This is a genomic window from Amycolatopsis rifamycinica (assembly GCF_000695625.1).
Taxonomy (GTDB): Bacteria; Actinomycetota; Actinomycetes; order Mycobacteriales; family Pseudonocardiaceae; genus Amycolatopsis; species Amycolatopsis rifamycinica.
The window spans coordinates 86,666-102,389 of record NZ_JMQI01000077.1 but is presented as its reverse complement, the minus strand read 5'-3'; the positions used below and the strand labels follow the sequence as shown (position 1 = coordinate 102,389).

Here is a 15,724-nt window from a genome sequence, read left to right as displayed (position 1 = left end):
TCCTTTACTGGCAGGCTTCGCAGTCGGGGTCGTCGATGCGGCAGGCGGCGCCTTCGGTGGCGACGAAGTCGACGTCCGGCTCGGGCTTCGGAGCGGGCGCGGGCGCCGGCGCGGGAGCCGGAGCCGGGGCCGGGGTGGCCGCGGCAGCCGGGGCCGGCGTGGCGGAGACGGCGTTCAGCTTGCCGTCGGTGCCGCGCAGGGTGCTCTTCTCCACGTGCGTCGCGGACTGCGCGCGCAGGTAGTACGTGGTCTTGAGGCCCTTGTGCCACGCGTAGCGGTAGAGCTGGTCGAGCTTGCGGCCGCTCGGCGCCGCGATGTACAGGTTCAGCGACTGCGCCTGGTCGATCCACTTCTGGCGCCGCGAACCGGCGTCCACCAGCCACTTCGACTCGATCTCGAACGCCGTCGCGTACAGCGCCTTCAGGTCGTCCGGCACGCGGTCGATCTGGCCGAGGCTGCCGTCGAAGTACTTGAGGTCGCTGACCATGACCTCGTCCCACAGCCCGCGCGCCTTGAGCGAACGGACCAGGTGCGGGTTCACCACGGTGAAGTCACCGGACATGTTCGACTTGACGTACAGGTTCTGGAACAGCGGCTCGATCGACTGGCCGACGCCGCAGATGTTGGAGATCGTCGCGGTGGGCGCGATCGCCATCACGTTGGAGTTGCGCATGCCGACGGTCTTGACGCGCTCGCGCAGCGGCGCCCAGTCCAGCGTCGTGGAGAGGTCGACGTCCAGGTTGTCACCCTGGCGGGCGTCGATGAGCAGCTGCATCGAGTCGATCGGCAGGATGCCCTTGCTCCACAGCGAGCCCTCGAACGACTGGTACTGGCCGCGCTCCTCGGCGAGGTCGGTCGACGCCGAGATCGCGTAGTAGGAGATGTGCTCCATGCTCTCGTCGGCGAACTGCACGGCGGCGTCGGACGACAGCGGCACGCCGATCTCGAACAGCGCGTCCTGGAACCCCATCAGCCCCAGCCCGATCGGGCGGTGGCGCAGGTTGGAGCGGCGCGCCTCCGGGATCGTGTAGAAGTTGATGTCGATCACGTTGTCCAGCATGCGGACGGCGGTGCGCACGGTCTTCTCGAGGCGCTGGGTGTCGAGGCCATCGGGGGTGACGTGCTTGAGCAGGTTCACCGAGCCGAGGTTGCAGACCGCGACCTCTTCGGAGTTCGTGTTCAGCGTGATCTCGGTGCACAGGTTGGACGAGTGCACGACGCCGACGTGCTGCTGCGGCGACCGCAGGTTGCACGGGTCCTTGAACGTGATCCACGGGTGGCCGGTCTCGAACAGCATGGTCAGCATGCGGCGCCACAGGTCGACCGCGCGGACGCGCCGGAACACCTTGATCTCGCCGCGGTCGGCGGCGGCCTCGTACTCGCGGTAGCGCTGCGAGAACTCGTTGCCGTAGAGGTCGTGCAGGTCCGGGGTCTCGTTCGGCGAGAACAGCGTCCACTGCGCGTCGGCCTCGACGCGGCGGAGGAACTCGTCCGGCACCCAGTTCGCGGTGTTCATGTCGTGGGTGCGGCGGCGGTCGTCACCGGTGTTCTTGCGCAGGTCGAGGAACTCCTCGATGTCCACGTGCCACGTCTCGAGGTACGCGCACGCCGCACCCTTGCGCTTGCCGCCCTGGTTGACCGCGACGGCGGTGTCGTTGGCGATCTTGAGGAACGGCACGACGCCCTGCGACTGGCCGTTGGTGCCCTTGATGTGCGCGCCGAGGCCTCGGACCGGGGTCCAGTCGTTGCCGAGGCCGCCCGAGTACTTCGCCAGCAGCGCGTTGTTCTTGTAGGCCTGGAAGATGGAGTCCAGGTCGTCGTCCACCGTGGTCAGGAAGCAGGACGACAGCTGCGGGCGCGTGGTGCCCGAGTTGAACAGCGTCGGCGTGGACGCCATGAAGTGGAAGCTCGACAGCAGCTCGTAAAACTCGATCGCGCGGGCTTCGCGGTCGTCTTCGCGGATCGCCAGACCCATGGCGACGCGCATGAAGAACGCCTGCGGCAGCTCGAAGCGGGTGCCGTCGTGGTGCTGGAAGTACCGGTCGTAGAGCGTCTGCAGGCCGAGGAAGCCGAAGTCGAGGTCGCGCTCCGGGCGGATCGCGGCGGTGATCCTGTCCAGGTCGAAGCGCTGCAGCTCGCCGTCGACCAGCTCCAGTTCGATGGCGCGGCGCAGGTAGGCGCGGAAGTACGCGGGGTATTCGGCCGCCATCTCGTCCTGGCTGGCCTGGCGCGGCTTCTGCGCCAGGTAGCTCAGCGCCTCGCCGCGCAGCTTGTCCAGCAGCAGGCGGGCGGAGACGTAGGAGTAGTTCGGCTCCTGCTCGACCAGCACGCGGGCGGCCATGATCTGGGCCAGGGCGAGCTCGTCGGCGCTGATGCCGTCGTAGAGGTTGCGCTTGGTCTCGGCCAGCACCGGCTCGGCCGTGACGTCGGCGAGGCCGGCGACGGCCTCGCCCACGACGTGGGAAACGCGGGCCCAGTCGAGCGGGCGCAGGACGCCGTCGGCGCCCTTGACGTTCAGCGCGACCTCGGTCGCGGCCGGCTTCGCGGCCTCGCGGGCCTTCGCGCGCTCCTCGCGGTAGAGGACGTAGGCGCGGGCGACCTTGTGGTGCTCGCCGCGCATGAGGGCGAGCTCGACGATGTCCTGGATCTGCTCGATGTGCAGGGCGGTCTCGGGGCCGGCGTGGCGCAGCAGGGTGGTCTCGACCTGCTGGGTGAGCTCGGCGACGACGTGGTGCACGCGGGAGGACGCGGCGGCGTCGCCGCCCTCGACCGCGAGGAACGCCTTCGTCAGCGCGACCGAGATCTTGCCGGCGTCGAACGGCGACACGCTGCCGTCCCGCCGGATGACCCGGATCGCGGTGGGTGAGTCGGCAGCGGAGGGCCGCTGACCGGTTTCGACTGACATGCGTGTCTCCACTGTGCTCTCTCGAAAAATGGGCGCGTTCGATCGCCACACGGCGTGGTGACGCCGTGCGCTGCGGTTTCTCCAAAGCTGCCCGGCGACCCTCCGCAGCGGTCTCCCCGTCGCTGGGGGCTGCCGGTCACCAGAGACTACATGTAGGGGTTGGCCCCCGCGCGGGACCCTAAATGGCGTGTCGCACGTTCACTCTGACGGGATTGCGTGATCACCCAGAGATGCCGTTCAGGCGCCGAACCGCAGCTGCGTGCCGGGCAGGGCGAGGCTCAGGAACGGCCGCCGCCCGGCCAGGTAGCCGAGCGGGCCGCCGCCGTTGACCGTCCAGTCGGCCGCGGCGAGCGCGGGGCGGATCTTCGCGCCGACCGGTGTCCGCACGGGCGTGCCGTCGCGGTCCTGGAGGACGTCGAACCGGCCGGGGAGGCGGACCGGCAGGCCCGGCCGCGGCGTGAAGGCCGCGGTGGCGATCCAGTCGTCACCGGCCGCCGCGGTGTAGGTGCGGTCGGTGAACTGCAGGGCGGCCAGGTCCTTCGGGATCGCCCACAGCTCGCGGCCGCCGGCGAGGGAGATCTCGGAGTCGACCCAGATCTGCGTGATCGTGCAGGTGGTCCGCTTCCCGCGCACGGGGACGGCGGCGAGCAGCTCGTGGTAGCTGAGCTGCCCGGGTTCGCGGTAGGCGATCCAGGCGGTGAAGACGGAGGTGTACCCGGCGACGGACAGCGCGGTCGGGTGCACGTCACGCGCGGGGACCCGCCAGATCGACACGTGCGCGTCGGCGGTCAGGTTCCAGGGTTGCGGCGGGTAGGGGGTCATTTCTCCAGCCAGGGCAGGTAGTCGGGCAGGTCGGTCTCGACCCGCATGCCGAACGACGGCGGCCGTTTCTGCAGGAACGACAGGACGCCCTCGACGGCATCCGGGTTCGCGCCGAGCCCGCCGATCAGCTGCGAGTCGAGTTCGTGCACCGGGAACGGCGACTCGGCGCTCGCCATCCGGTAGAGCAGCTGCCGGGTGACGGCCACGGACACCGGCGCGGTCGTCCCGACGATCTCCCGGGCGAGCCGGTAGGCCTCGTCGAGCACGGTCCCGGTCGGGAAAACCCGGTGCACCAGGCCCTTCTCGAGGGCCTCGGCCGCGGCGAAGACGCGCCCGCTGATCATCCAGTCGAGCGCGGTCCCCATCCCGACGAGCCGGGGCAGGAACCACGCCGACGCGCCTTCGGGGTAGATACCGCGGCGGGTGAACACGAAGCCGAACCGCGAGTCTTCCGACGCCAGCCGGTAGTCACAGGAAAGCGTGATGGTGAGCCCACCCCCGACGGCGGCCCCGTGCAGGGCGGCGATGACGGGCTTGTTCATGGTGAAGATCCGCTTCGAACACCGGCCGGCGGGCTCCTGCCAGTGCCGGCCGGGCCCCTCCTCCGGATCGAAGTCGAAGCCACCCTGGCTGAGATCGGCCCCCACGCAGAAGTCCGCCCCGGCCCCGGTCAACACGACAACGCGAACGCCCTCATCCCGATCGGCCCGCCCCATAGCGGCCTGCAGTTCATCGGCCATCCGGATCGTGTAGCCGTTGCGCGCTTCGGGACGGTTCAGCGTGACCGTGGCAACCCGCTCCGCGACGGCGTAGGTGATCTCGGCGTAGTCGGCCATGCCGTCGAAGCTATTGCAGCCGGACGCTACTGGCAAGATGTCAATAGTGGGCCGCCTGAGTGGTCGGATCGGTTCGGCTGCTTGCGGTCCTGCCTTGGTCGACCTCGCGCTGTAGCTGCTGGAGCCCTGGTCGCCGACCAGGGTGGGGGGGCTCCCCCGGTAGCCGTGGCGAGCGTTGGGGGTGCTGTCTGCGGGTGGAGCGGTCGCCGGGACGCGCGGACCCCCCTGCCGGGGTCAAAGGCGCAAGGTCGCGTGGGTGTAGGCCCGTAGCCGTGTGGCTGCGGGCCTGTCCCTGTGTTCAGGCTGCGAAGGGCAGCGGGTCGTGGAGGTTGTTGCGCCGAGGTTTTCGACGTCTGTCGATGAACACCGGTGGCAGAAACTCCGGGAGACCATCGGCCGCGATGCGGACCTCCCACCCGGAGCGGTGCAGCAGCCGATGGTGATGGGCACACATCAACACCAGGTTGCCCAGATCCGTGAGGCCGCCGTCGGCCCAGTGCCGGATGTGGTGGCCTTGGCAGTGGCGTGGTGGACGATGACAGCCAGGGAACGCGCAGCCACGGTCGCGAAGGAACAACGCTCGGCGGAGTCCGGCGGAAATCAGGCGGCGAAGACGGCCGAGGTTGAGCGGTTCGCTTTTGTCGCCCAGCACTGCGGGGATGATCATGGCGTCGCAGGCATGAACCCGCGCTTCGGCGGCAGTCATCTCCCCGGTGTCGCCGAGGGTGGCCTTGCCAACGCCGGATTTCAGATCCTGCAGGGAGACGGCGACCATGACGTGGGCGCGTTCCCCGGCCTGCATGGGCAGATCGGGTGAGTTGAGGGCCAGGTCCATCGCGTCGGAGAACGCGTCGCCGTAGCGCTGCGGCAGGGTGCGGTGGTCCGGGCCGTCGTCGCTGGTGCGGCGTTCGGCCAGGGCGTCGAGGAGGGCGCTGGCGCGGGCGCCGGTCTCGTCATCGAATCGGCCGTTCAGCTCCCACACCCCGGTTCTTTTCCGGCGTAGGAACAGCTCCCGGGGCGGGATCACCGGTTCGGTGTCGTCGGGTTCCGCGCCATCGGGAGCGAGGTGGGCGAGGATGCGGGCCCCGAGGGCGGCGACCTGCTTGTGTCCGGCCTCGGCGGCGAAGGTCAGCAGGTGGGTTTCGGCGCTGTCGCGGTGTTCGCAGGGCACCTCAGCCAGAACGCCGGTGATCACGTCGACCATCGGGTTGCTCAGGCGGCCGGTGCGGGCGGCGGCGCCGGTGGCGGGAGCCAGGGCGGGAATCGGGGTGCCGTCGAGGTTGCGTCCGGGGTTGAGTGAGCGGGCACGTCGCACGAGTCGTTCGGCAGCGGGCTTGGGGACATCGCCGAGGTGCTCCAGCAACCGTGCGGCGGAGCGGTACCCGAACAGCTCCATCACTCCGCGCTGTTCGATTTCCACCAGCAGGGCACCGAGTTCCGCCTCAGCAGACCGCATGCAGGCAAGCAACTCCCCGATCCGGTCGGCAAAAGCGACCGCATCCGAAGAGGAGGGGTGGGCTGCGTTGCTGGTCATACCTCCAAGCTACCGACCATCGAACACCAGTTCACCACTCGAAAGGGTACGAATCCCAGCAACTGTCCGCACCCCAGAACACCCAAACCCCCCGGCGGCCGCGAACCCAAAACAATCAGGCGCGCTTGATTTTTCTCGCCCCAGGTGCCACCCTGACGAAGGACGCAAGGAGGCGGGCGATGGCGGACCTCGGCGTGATCCTCGGGGATCTCGACGCGGAGACACGGACGGTCGACGACGTGGTGGCGGCTCTGCCCGCGGCCGACTGGGCGCGCGCGACACCCGCCGCGGGGTGGACGGTCGCGCACCAGATCGCGCACCTGGCGTGGACCGACCGCAAGGCCCTGATCGCGGCCGCGCACCCGGAAGACTGGCAGGCCGAGGTCGAAGAGCTCCTCAAGGCCGGGGAGACCTATGTCGACGACGGTGCGGCGGCCGGGGCGCGACGGCCGCCGTCGGAAATACTCGAAGACTGGCGTGAAGGCCGCGGACTGCTGGCCGAAGCGCTGAGCGCGGTGCCGGACGGGCAGAAACTGCCCTGGTACGGGCCGCCGATGAGCGCCGCGTCGATGGCGACCGCGCGGCTGATGGAGACCTGGGCGCACGGGCAGGACGTCTTCGACGCGCTCGGCCTCACCCGGGAGCCGACCGCGCGGCTGTGGCACATCGCCCGCTTCGGCACCCGTACCCGCGACTTCGCCTACAAAGTCCACTCGCTCGCGCCGCCGACCGAGGAATTCCGGATCGAGCTCACCGCGCCCGACGGCTCGACCTGGGCTTTCGGGCCCGAGGACGCCGAGCAGAAGCTCACCGGCAGCGCCCTCGGCTTCTGCCTCGTCGTCACCCAGCGGCGGCACCCGGCCGACACCGATCTCGTCGCGCACGGTGCCGACGTCGAAGAGTGGCTCGGCATCGCGCAGGCCTTCGCCGGGCCTCCCGGGAACGGCCGGCAGCCGGGGCAGTTCGCGCCGGCGACGGACTCCTCCCCGCGGAGCCGGCCGTGACGCAGCCGGCCGTGACACGGCCCTACCGCATCGGCAACGCCTCCGGCTTCTACGGCGACCGCTTCTCCGCCGTGCGCGAGATGCTCACCGGCGGGCCGCTGGACGTCCTGACCGGGGACTACCTGGCCGAGCTGACCATGCTCATCCTCGGCCGCGACCGGATGAAGGACGCGAGCCGCGGTTACGCCAGGACCTTCCTCCGCCAGATGGAGGAAAACCTCGGGCTGGCGCGGGAAAAGGGCGTCAAGATCGTCACCAACGCGGGCGGCCTCAACCCGGCCGGGCTGGCGGACGCGCTCCGCGAACTGGCGGCCGAGCTCGGTCTCGACGTCAAGGTCGCGCACGTCGAGGGCGACGACCTGGTGGCCCGCGCCGGCGAGCTGGGTCTCGGGAAACCGTTGACCGCCAACGCCTACCTCGGCGCCTGGGGCATCGCCGAGTGCCTGAACGCCGGTGCCGACGTCGTCGTCACCGGCCGGGTCACCGACGCCTCCGTCATCGCCGGCCCGGCCGCGGCGCACTACGGCTGGGCTCGGGACGACTTCGACGCCTTGGCCGGCGCGGTCGTCGCGGGGCACGTCATCGAGTGCGGTGCCCAGGCCACCGGGGGCAACTACGCCTTCTTCACCGAGCACTCCCTGGGCGTGCCCGGGTTCCCGATCGCCGAGATCGAGGCCGACGGCTCCAGCGTCATCACCAAGCACCCGGGCACCGGGGGTGTGGTGAACGCCGGCACGGTCACCGCGCAGCTGCTGTACGAAATCACCGGCGCGCGGTACGCCGGGCCGGACGTCACCACGCGGTTGGACACGCTGACGCTGACCGAAGAGGGACCCGATCGCGTCCGCATCTCCGGTGTCCGCGGGGAGGCGCCGCCGCCGACGCTGAAGGTCGCCCTGAACACCCTCGGGGGCTTCCGGAACGAGACGACGTTCGTCCTCACCGGACTCGACATCGAGGCGAAGGCCGCGCTGGTGCGGGAACAGCTCGAAGCGTCGCTGAAGGATCGGCCGCCCGCCGACGTCCGGTGGACCCTCGCCCGCACCGACCACGCCGACGCCGACACCGAGCAGACGGCCAGCGCGCTGCTGCACGTGGCGGTCAAGGACGCCGATCCGAAGGTCGCCGGACGCGCGTTCACCGGGGCGGCCGTCGAACTCGCGCTGGCGAGCTACCCCGGGTTCCACGTCACGGCGCCGCCGTCGGACGCCTCGCCCTACGGCGTCTACACCGCGGCCTACGTGGACGCCCGCGAGGTGCCGCACGTCGCCGTGCTGCCGGACGGGATGCGGGTCGACATAGCGCCTTCGGTGTCCACCCTTGACTTGTCCGAAGTGGACGAACCCGCGCTGCCCGAGCCCCTCGGCCACGGGCCGGTCCGGCGGGCGCCACTGGGCGCGATCGCCGGCGCCCGCAGCGGCGACAAGGGCGGCAACGCCAACGTCGGCGTCTGGGTGCGTTCGGAAGAAGCCTGGCGGTGGCTGGTGCACCGGCTGACCGTCGCCGAGTTCCGGCGGCTGCTGCCCGAGACCGCGGACCTGCCGGTGACCCGCCACCTGCTGCCCAACCTGCGGGCGGTGAACTTCGTCGTCGAAGGCATCCTCGGCGAGGGCGTCGCGTCGCAGGCGCGGTTCGACCCGCAGGCCAAGGCCCTCGGCGAATGGCTCCGCTCCCGCGAGATCGACATCCCCGAGGTGCTCCTGTGACGGATCCGTTCCGGACGCCCGAACGGGCCGAACTGCGCCAGACCGTGCGGAAGTTCGTCGAGCTGGAGGTCCTGCCGCACCTCGACGACTGGGAACGCGACGGCGAGCTGCCGCGCGAGCTGCACCGGAAGGCCGGTGACCTCGGCCTCCTCGGGGTGGCGTTCCCCGAGGAGATCGGCGGCGGGGACGGCAACTACCTCGACGCACTGGTCGTCGCCGAGGAGATGCACTACGCGGGCGGCTCCGGCGGGCTCTTCGCGTCGCTGTTCACCTGCGGCATCGCCGTCCCGCACATCGCCGAGGCGGGCGACCCGGTGCAGATCGAACGCTGGGTGCGGCCCACGCTGGAAGGGGCCAAGATCGGCTCCCTCGCCGTCACCGAGCCGGACGGCGGCTCCGACGTCGCCGGGATCCGCACCACGGCCGTCCGCGAGGGCGACGAATACGTCGTCAACGGCGCCAAGACGTTCATCACCTCCGGTTGCCGCGCGGACTTCGTCACGACGGTCGTGCGCACCGGCGGCGACGGCGCGCACGGCCTCTCGCTGATCGTCGTCGAACGCGGGACGCCGGGATTCACGGTGAGCCGCAAGCTCGAAAAGATGGGCTGGCTCTGCTCCGACACCGCCGAGCTGTCCTACGTGGACGTGCGGGTGCCGGTGGAGAACCTGGTGGGCGCCGAGAACAGCGGGTTCGCGCAGGTGGCCACCCAGTTCGTCACCGAACGGCTTTCGCTGGCCGTGCAGGCGTACGCGCACGCCCAGCGGGCGCTCGACCTGACGCTGGACTGGTGCCGGCTGCGCGAGACGTTCGGCCGCCCCCTCATCTCCCGGCAGGTCGTGCAGCACAAGCTCACCGAAATGGCGCGGAAGATCGACGTCGCCCGGACCTACACCCGGCAGGCCGCGATCCGGCACGTCTCGGGCGAGGAGGTCATCGCCGAAGCCTGTTTCGCCAAGAACACCGCCGTCGAAGCCGCCGAATGGGTGGTCAACGAGGCCGTCCAGCTGCACGGCGGGCTCGGCTACATGCGCGAGTCCGAAGTGGAGCGGCACTACCGCGACGTCCGGATCCTCGGCATCGGCGGCGGCACCACCGAGATCCTCACCGGCCTGGCCGCGAAGCGATTGGGATACACCTCGTGACTGCTCTGAGGTCCACTGTGGACACGCGGGCCGCCGGGTTCGGCGCGAACCGCGAGGCGATGCTGGAGAAGCTCGCCGAGATCGACGCCGAACACGCCAAGGCCGTGGCCGGCGGCGGCGAAAAGTACGTCGAACGGCACCGCAAGCGCGGCAAGCTGCTCGCCCGCGAACGGATCGAGCTGCTGCTCGACGAGGACTCGCCGTTCCTCGAGCTGTCGCCGCTGGCCGCCTGGGGCACCGACTACCGCGTCGGCGCCAGCCTGGTGACCGGGATCGGCGTCGTCGAAGGCGTCGAGTGCCTGATCTCGGCCAGCGACCCGACGGTCAAGGGCGGCGCGAGCAACCCCTGGACGACGAAGAAGAGCTTCCGGGCCGCGGACATCGCCGCGCAGAACCGGCTGCCGTCGATCAACCTCGTCGAATCCGGTGGCGCGGACCTGCCGACGCAGAAGGAGATCTTCATCCCCGGCGGCCGGATCTTCCGCGACCTCACGCGGGCCTCCGCCGCCGGCTGCCCGACGATCGCGCTGGTCTTCGGCAACTCCACGGCGGGCGGGGCGTACCTGCCGGGCATGTCGGACTACGTCGTGATGGTCAAGGAACGCGCGAAGGTCTTCCTCGGCGGGCCGCCGCTGGTCAAGATGGCCACCGGCGAGGAGTCCGACGACGAGTCGCTCGGCGGCGCCGAGATGCACGCCCGCACCTCGGGCCTGGCCGACTACCTGGCCGTCGACGAGGCCGACGCGATCCGGCTGGGCCGGAACATCGTCAAGCGGCTCAACTGGACCAAGCAGGGCCCGTCGCCCAAGCCGGACTACGCCGAGCCGCTGTACGACGCCGAGGACCTGCTCGGCATCGTGCCGGCCGACCTCAAGGTGCCGTTCGACCCCCGCGAGGTCATCGCCCGGGTCGTCGACGGCTCCGACTTCGACGAGTTCAAGCCGCTCTACGGCTCGTCGCTGGTCACCGGCTGGGCGAGCATCCACGGCTACCCGGTCGGCATCCTCGCCAACGCCCAGGGCGTGCTGTTCGGCGAGGAGTCCCAGAAGGCGGCGCAGTTCATCCAGCTGGCCAACCAGATCCACACGCCGCTGGTCTTCCTGCACAACACGACCGGCTACATGGTCGGCAAGGAGTACGAGCAGAGCGGCATCATCAAGCACGGCGCGATGATGATCAACGCCGTGTCGAACTCGAAGGTGCCGCACCTGTCCGTCCTCATGGGGGCGTCCTACGGCGCCGGGCACTACGGGATGTGCGGCCGCGCCTACGACCCCCGGTTCCTGTTCGCGTGGCCGAGCGCGAAGTCCGCGGTGATGGGCCCGGCGCAGCTGGCCGGGGTGCTGTCCATCGTGGCCCGCGCGGCCGCCGAAAGCCGTGGCCAGGAGTACAACGAGGAGCACGACAAGGCCATGCGGGCCATGGTCGAGGGTCAGATCGAAGCCGAGTCCATGCCGATGTTCCTCTCCGGCATGCTCTACGACGACGGCATCATCGACCCGCGCGACACCCGCACCGTGCTGGGCCTGAGCCTGTCCGCGATCCACAATGGACCAGTGAAGGGCGCCGAGGGCTTCGGCGTCTTCCGGATGTGAGCGAGCGATGATCCAGAACCTGCTGGTCGCCAACCGCGGCGAGATCGCCCGCCGCGTCTTCCGCACCTGCCGCGACGCCGGGATCGGCACGGTCGCGGTGTTCTCCGACGCCGATGCCGCCGCGCCGCACGTTCGCGAAGCCGATGCGGCCGTCCGCCTGCCCGGCAACGCGCCTTCGGAGACGTACCTGCGGGCCGAGTTGCTGGTGAAAGCCGCGGCCGACAGCGGCGCCGACGCGGTGCACCCCGGCTACGGTTTCCTGTCCGAGAACGCCGCCTTCGCCCGGGCCGTGCTCGACGCCGGGCTCACCTGGGTGGGCCCGCCGCCGGAAGCGATCGAGACCATGGGCTCCAAAGTGGAGTCCAAGCGGCTGATGGCCGCCGCCGGCGTCCCGGTGCTGTCCGAACTGGACCCCGGCCGGGTCACCGAGGCGGACCTCCCGCTGCTGGTCAAGGCCTCCGCGGGCGGGGGCGGACGCGGGATGCGCGTGGTCCGCTCGCTCGGCGAGCTGGCCGAGGCGGTGGAGGGCGCCAGTGCCGAAGCCGGGTCCGCGTTCGGCGACCCGACCGTCTTCTGCGAGCGGTACCTGGAGACCGGCCGCCACATCGAGGTCCAGGTGCTCGCCGACACCCACGGCACGGTGTGGGCGGTGGGGGAGCGGGAGTGCTCGATCCAGCGCCGTCACCAGAAGGTCGTCGAAGAGGCGCCGTCGCCGTTCGTCGACGCCGCGATGCGCGAGGAGCTGTTCGAGGCCGCGCGCAAGGCCGCCAAGGCGATCGACTACGTCGGCGCGGGCACGGTCGAGTTCCTCGCCGGGCCGGACGGCCGGTTCTACTTCCTCGAGATGAACACCCGGCTGCAGGTCGAGCACCCGGTCACCGAGAACGTCACGGGCCTGGACCTGGTCGCGCTGCAGCTGCGGATCGCCGAGGGCGAGCGGCTCCCCGCCGACCCGCCGCCCACGGTGGGCCACTCGATCGAGGTCCGGCTCTACGCCGAAGACCCGGCCGCCGGCTGGCAGCCGCAGAGCGGCACGCTGGGCACCTTCGAGGTGCCCGATGTGGACCGGACGTTCACCCACGGGCCGGGGCTGCGGCTCGACTCCGGGTTCGAGACCGGATCGGTGGTGGGCGTCCACTACGACCCGATGCTCGCCAAGGTGATCACCTGGGCACCCACTCGCGCCGGAGCCGCCCGCCGGCTCGCCAAGGCACTGGCGGCGGCGAAGATCCACGGCGTCGTCACCAACCGCGACCTGCTGGTGAACATCTTGCGGCACGACGCCTTCCTGGCCGGGGAGACCGACACGGCGTTCTTCGACCGCCACGGCCTCGCCACCCTCGCCGCGCCACTGGCCACCGAGGACACCGAACGGCTGTCCGCACTGGCCGCGGCCCTGGCGGGCGCGGCGGCCAACCGGGCGTCGGCGACCACGCAGCGCAGGCTGCCGAGTGGCTGGCGCAACGTCCGCTCGGCCGGGCAGCGCAAGGTCTTCACGGTCGCGGACCGCGAGTACGAGGTCGTCTACGCGCTGACCCGGGACGGTCTCCGCGCGGACGGCTTCGATGCCGAGCTGGTGTCGGCCGAGCCGGGGCGGGTCGTGCTGGACGTCGGAGGAGTGCGGCGGGCTTTCGAGGTCGCCCGGCACGGCGATGTGTCCTTCGTGGACTCCGCACTCGGGTCGGTGGCGCTGAAGGCCGAGCCGCGGTTCGCCGATCCGGACGCCGCGCTCGCCGCGGGGTCGCTGGTCGCGCCGATGCCGGGCACCGTCGTGCGGCTCGCCGTCCAGGCCGGGGACCCGGTCAAGGCGGGCGACCCGCTGCTGTGGCTGGAAGCGATGAAGATGGAACACCGGATCGCCGCCCCCGCCGACGGCGTGGTCGCGGACCTGCCGGTGACGGTGGGGCAGCAGGTCGAAGTGGGCACGATCCTCGCCGTCGTCGGAGACGCGCGATCGGACACTGTGGTGGGAGAAGCGGAATGAACGCGATGAACTTCGTCGAGCCGGAAGAGCGGATCGCGCTCCGCAAGGCCGTCGCCGAGCTGGGCGCCAAGTACGGCCACGAGTACTACGCGCGCAAGGCCCGCGCGGACGAGAAGACCCACGAGCTGTGGGACGAGGCCGGGCGGCTGGGCTACCTCGGCGTCAACATCCCCGAGGAGTACGGCGGCGGGGGCGCGGGCATCGCCGACCTCGCCGCGGTGCTCGAGGAGCTCGCCGCCGCGGGCTCGCCGCTGCTGCTCATGGTCGTCTCGCCGGCCATCTGCGGCACCGTGATCTCCCGGTTCGGCACCGAAGAGCAGAAGAAGCAGTGGCTGCCCGGGATCGCCGACGGCACCAAGCGGATGGTCTTCGCGATCACCGAACCGGACGCGGGGTCGAACTCGCACAAGATCACGACCACCGCGCGGCGGGACGCGGACGGCTGGGTCCTCAACGGACGGAAGGTCTACATCTCCGGGGTGGACGAGGCCGACGCCGTGCTCGTCGTGGGCCGCACCGAGGACGCGAAGACCGGGCGGCTCAAGCCCGCGCTGTTCATCCTGCCGACCGGCACCCCGGGCTTCGAGTACACGAAGATCCCGATGGACATCGTGGCGCCGGAGAACCAGTTCTCGCTGTTCCTCGACGACGTCCACCTGCCGGCCGAAGCGCTGGTCGGCGAGGAGGACGCGGCGATCGCGCAGCTGTTCGCCGGCCTGAACCCCGAACGCATCATGGGGGCGTCGTTCTCGCTCGGCATCGCCCGGTACGCACTCGCCAAGGCCGTCGGCTACGCGAACGAGCGGCGGGTCTGGGGTGCGCCGATCGGCACCCACCAGGGCCTGGCGCACCCGCTCGCCGAGATCAAGATCGAGCTCGAACTCGCGAAGCTGATGACGCAGAAGGCGGCGTCGCTCTACGACTCCGGCGACGACTTCGCCGCGGGGGAGTCGGCCAACATGGCGAAGTACGCGGCCGCCGAGGTCGCGATCCGCGCCACCGACCAGGCCGTGCAGACCCACGGCGGCAACGGCCTGGCCACCGAATACGGCCTCGGCACGCTGGTCACGGCGGTGCGGCTGGGCCGGATCGCCCCGGTCAGCCGCGAGATGGTGCTCAACTTCGTCGGCCAGCACAGCCTCGGCCTCCCGAAGTCCTATTAGGAGAGTTTTGACCGGCATCCGCGAACCCCAGCAGGAGCGCAGCCGCACCACGCGGCGGCGCCTGGTCGAGGCCGCGCTCGACAGCTTCGGCGAGCGCGGCTGGCACGGCGTGACGGTGGCCGGGATCGCCGAGCGCGCGGGCGTCTCCCGCGGCGCGGCGCAGCACCACTTCCCGGCCCGGGAGGACCTGGTGGTGGCGGCGGTCGACCTGCTCGGCGAGGCCCAGATCGACGAGCTGCGCGCCCAGGCCGCAGACCTCCCGAGCGGAGCGTCCCGCATCGAGCGCGTCGTGGAGATGGTGCTGAACCTGTACACGGGCCCGCTGTTCCGCGCGGCCCTGCAGCTGTGGTCGGTAGCGGCGACCGACGAGGCCTTGCGGGCGGTGCTGGTGCCCTTGGAGGCCCGCGTCGGGCGCGAGGCGCACCGGGTCACGGTGGAGCTCCTGGAGGTGGACGAGTCCCGCCCGGGGGTGCGCGAGCTGGTCCAGGCCACCCTCGACCTGGCGCGCGGCCTGGGCCTGGCGAACCTCCTGACGGACGACACGCGACGGCGTCGCCAGATCGTGCGGGAGTGGGCCCGCACGCTGGAGCTGCGGCTGAGCTGAGCGAGCGGAGCCGGAACGGCATCCCGGAAACAGCACGGAACCTCACCCGCACCTCGAACGTCATAGTGCCGTAAGTAACACAATCGGCCCAACGGGCGAATAACCCGTTGTAGCGGCGAAGAAAGAGGAAGGCAGTCCGGTGTCCGGTTCCCGAGTCGAGCTCACCCACCGCGCGATGGCGATGCTGAAGGCGGTGGCCGAGGGGCGTGCGCAGATGTCGTGCAGCTGCGAGCCCGACCTCTTCGTCGACGGATTCGCCTGCTGCGATCAGAGCACCGCGCACGCCCTCGCCCACGGTGGCTACCTGCGGCCCGCCGTCGAAGGCGCTACCGGGCGGGTGGCCGCCGAGCTGACCGAGGCCGGGCAGGCCGCGCTGGAGATCACCGCCGCCGCCTGAGCGTCACGCAGGGTCGTGGTGCCGAACAA

12 protein-coding genes are annotated in these 15,724 nt (G+C 70.8%); 8 read left to right on the top strand and 4 right to left on the bottom strand.

All coding sequences use genetic code 11. The features are described 5' to 3' along the window. Positions 1–4: 4 nt before the first annotated feature. The 4 genes from DV20_RS37635 to DV20_RS37620 all read right to left on the bottom strand — a co-directional run bounded on the left by DV20_RS37635 (position 5) and on the right by DV20_RS37620 (position 6,097). Positions 5–2,905: a ribonucleoside-diphosphate reductase subunit alpha gene (locus DV20_RS37635; protein WP_043788204.1), complete on the bottom strand. Its 2,901-nt coding sequence runs from the start codon at positions 2,903–2,905 to the stop codon at positions 5–7. A gap of 237 nt (positions 2,906–3,142) precedes the next feature. Then, positions 3,143–3,727, bottom strand: coding sequence for an acetoacetate decarboxylase family protein (locus DV20_RS37630; protein WP_043788202.1), 585 nt, complete (start codon positions 3,725–3,727; stop codon positions 3,143–3,145). Then, entirely contained in the window at positions 3,724–4,563 is an 840-nt protein-coding gene (locus DV20_RS37625; protein ID WP_043788200.1) for an enoyl-CoA hydratase-related protein, read from the bottom strand. The genes DV20_RS37630 and DV20_RS37625 overlap by 4 nt, the downstream gene beginning before the upstream one ends. A gap of 298 nt (positions 4,564–4,861) precedes the next feature. Then, positions 4,862–6,097 carry an HNH endonuclease signature motif containing protein gene (locus tag DV20_RS37620; RefSeq protein WP_043788198.1) on the bottom strand — a complete coding sequence of 412 codons (1,236 nt, stop codon included), beginning with the start codon at positions 6,095–6,097 and terminating at the stop codon, positions 4,862–4,864. A 179-nt stretch (positions 6,098–6,276) separates the two neighbouring features. Here DV20_RS37620 and DV20_RS37615 point away from each other — a divergent pair, with 179 nt between their 5' ends. The 8 genes from DV20_RS37615 to DV20_RS37580 all read left to right on the top strand — a co-directional run bounded on the left by DV20_RS37615 (position 6,277) and on the right by DV20_RS37580 (position 15,695). Then, positions 6,277–7,101, top strand: a complete 825-nt coding sequence (locus tag DV20_RS37615) for a TIGR03084 family metal-binding protein (protein ID WP_051736295.1) — start codon at positions 6,277–6,279, stop codon at positions 7,099–7,101. Between the two features lie 11 nt (positions 7,102–7,112). Beyond that, positions 7,113–8,807, top strand: coding sequence for an acyclic terpene utilization AtuA family protein (locus DV20_RS37610; protein WP_043788330.1), 1,695 nt, complete (start codon positions 7,113–7,115; stop codon positions 8,805–8,807). Further along, entirely contained in the window at positions 8,804–9,952 is a 1,149-nt protein-coding gene (locus DV20_RS37605; protein ID WP_043788196.1) for an acyl-CoA dehydrogenase family protein, read from the top strand. The genes DV20_RS37610 and DV20_RS37605 overlap by 4 nt, the downstream gene beginning before the upstream one ends. Beyond that, entirely contained in the window at positions 9,949–11,547 is a 1,599-nt protein-coding gene (locus DV20_RS37600; RefSeq protein ID WP_200876581.1) for an acyl-CoA carboxylase subunit beta, read from the top strand. Before DV20_RS37605 ends, DV20_RS37600 begins: the two co-directional genes overlap by 4 nt. A gap of 7 nt (positions 11,548–11,554) precedes the next feature. Continuing rightward, positions 11,555–13,531 (top strand): acetyl/propionyl/methylcrotonyl-CoA carboxylase subunit alpha, encoded by a 1,977-nt coding sequence (locus tag DV20_RS37595; RefSeq protein ID WP_043788193.1) that lies wholly within the window; start codon positions 11,555–11,557, stop codon positions 13,529–13,531. Continuing rightward, positions 13,528–14,694: an acyl-CoA dehydrogenase family protein gene (locus tag DV20_RS37590; RefSeq protein WP_084093866.1), complete on the top strand. Its 1,167-nt coding sequence runs from the start codon at positions 13,528–13,530 to the stop codon at positions 14,692–14,694. The genes DV20_RS37595 and DV20_RS37590 overlap by 4 nt, the downstream gene beginning before the upstream one ends. 7 nt (positions 14,695–14,701) lie before the next feature. Then, entirely contained in the window at positions 14,702–15,298 is a 597-nt protein-coding gene (locus DV20_RS37585; RefSeq protein ID WP_043788192.1) for a TetR/AcrR family transcriptional regulator, read from the top strand. A gap of 139 nt (positions 15,299–15,437) precedes the next feature. Beyond that, on the top strand, positions 15,438–15,695 hold the full coding sequence (locus tag DV20_RS37580; RefSeq protein WP_043788191.1) for a hypothetical protein: 258 nt from the start codon (positions 15,438–15,440) through the stop codon (positions 15,693–15,695). The last annotated feature ends 29 nt before the right edge of the window (positions 15,696–15,724 follow it).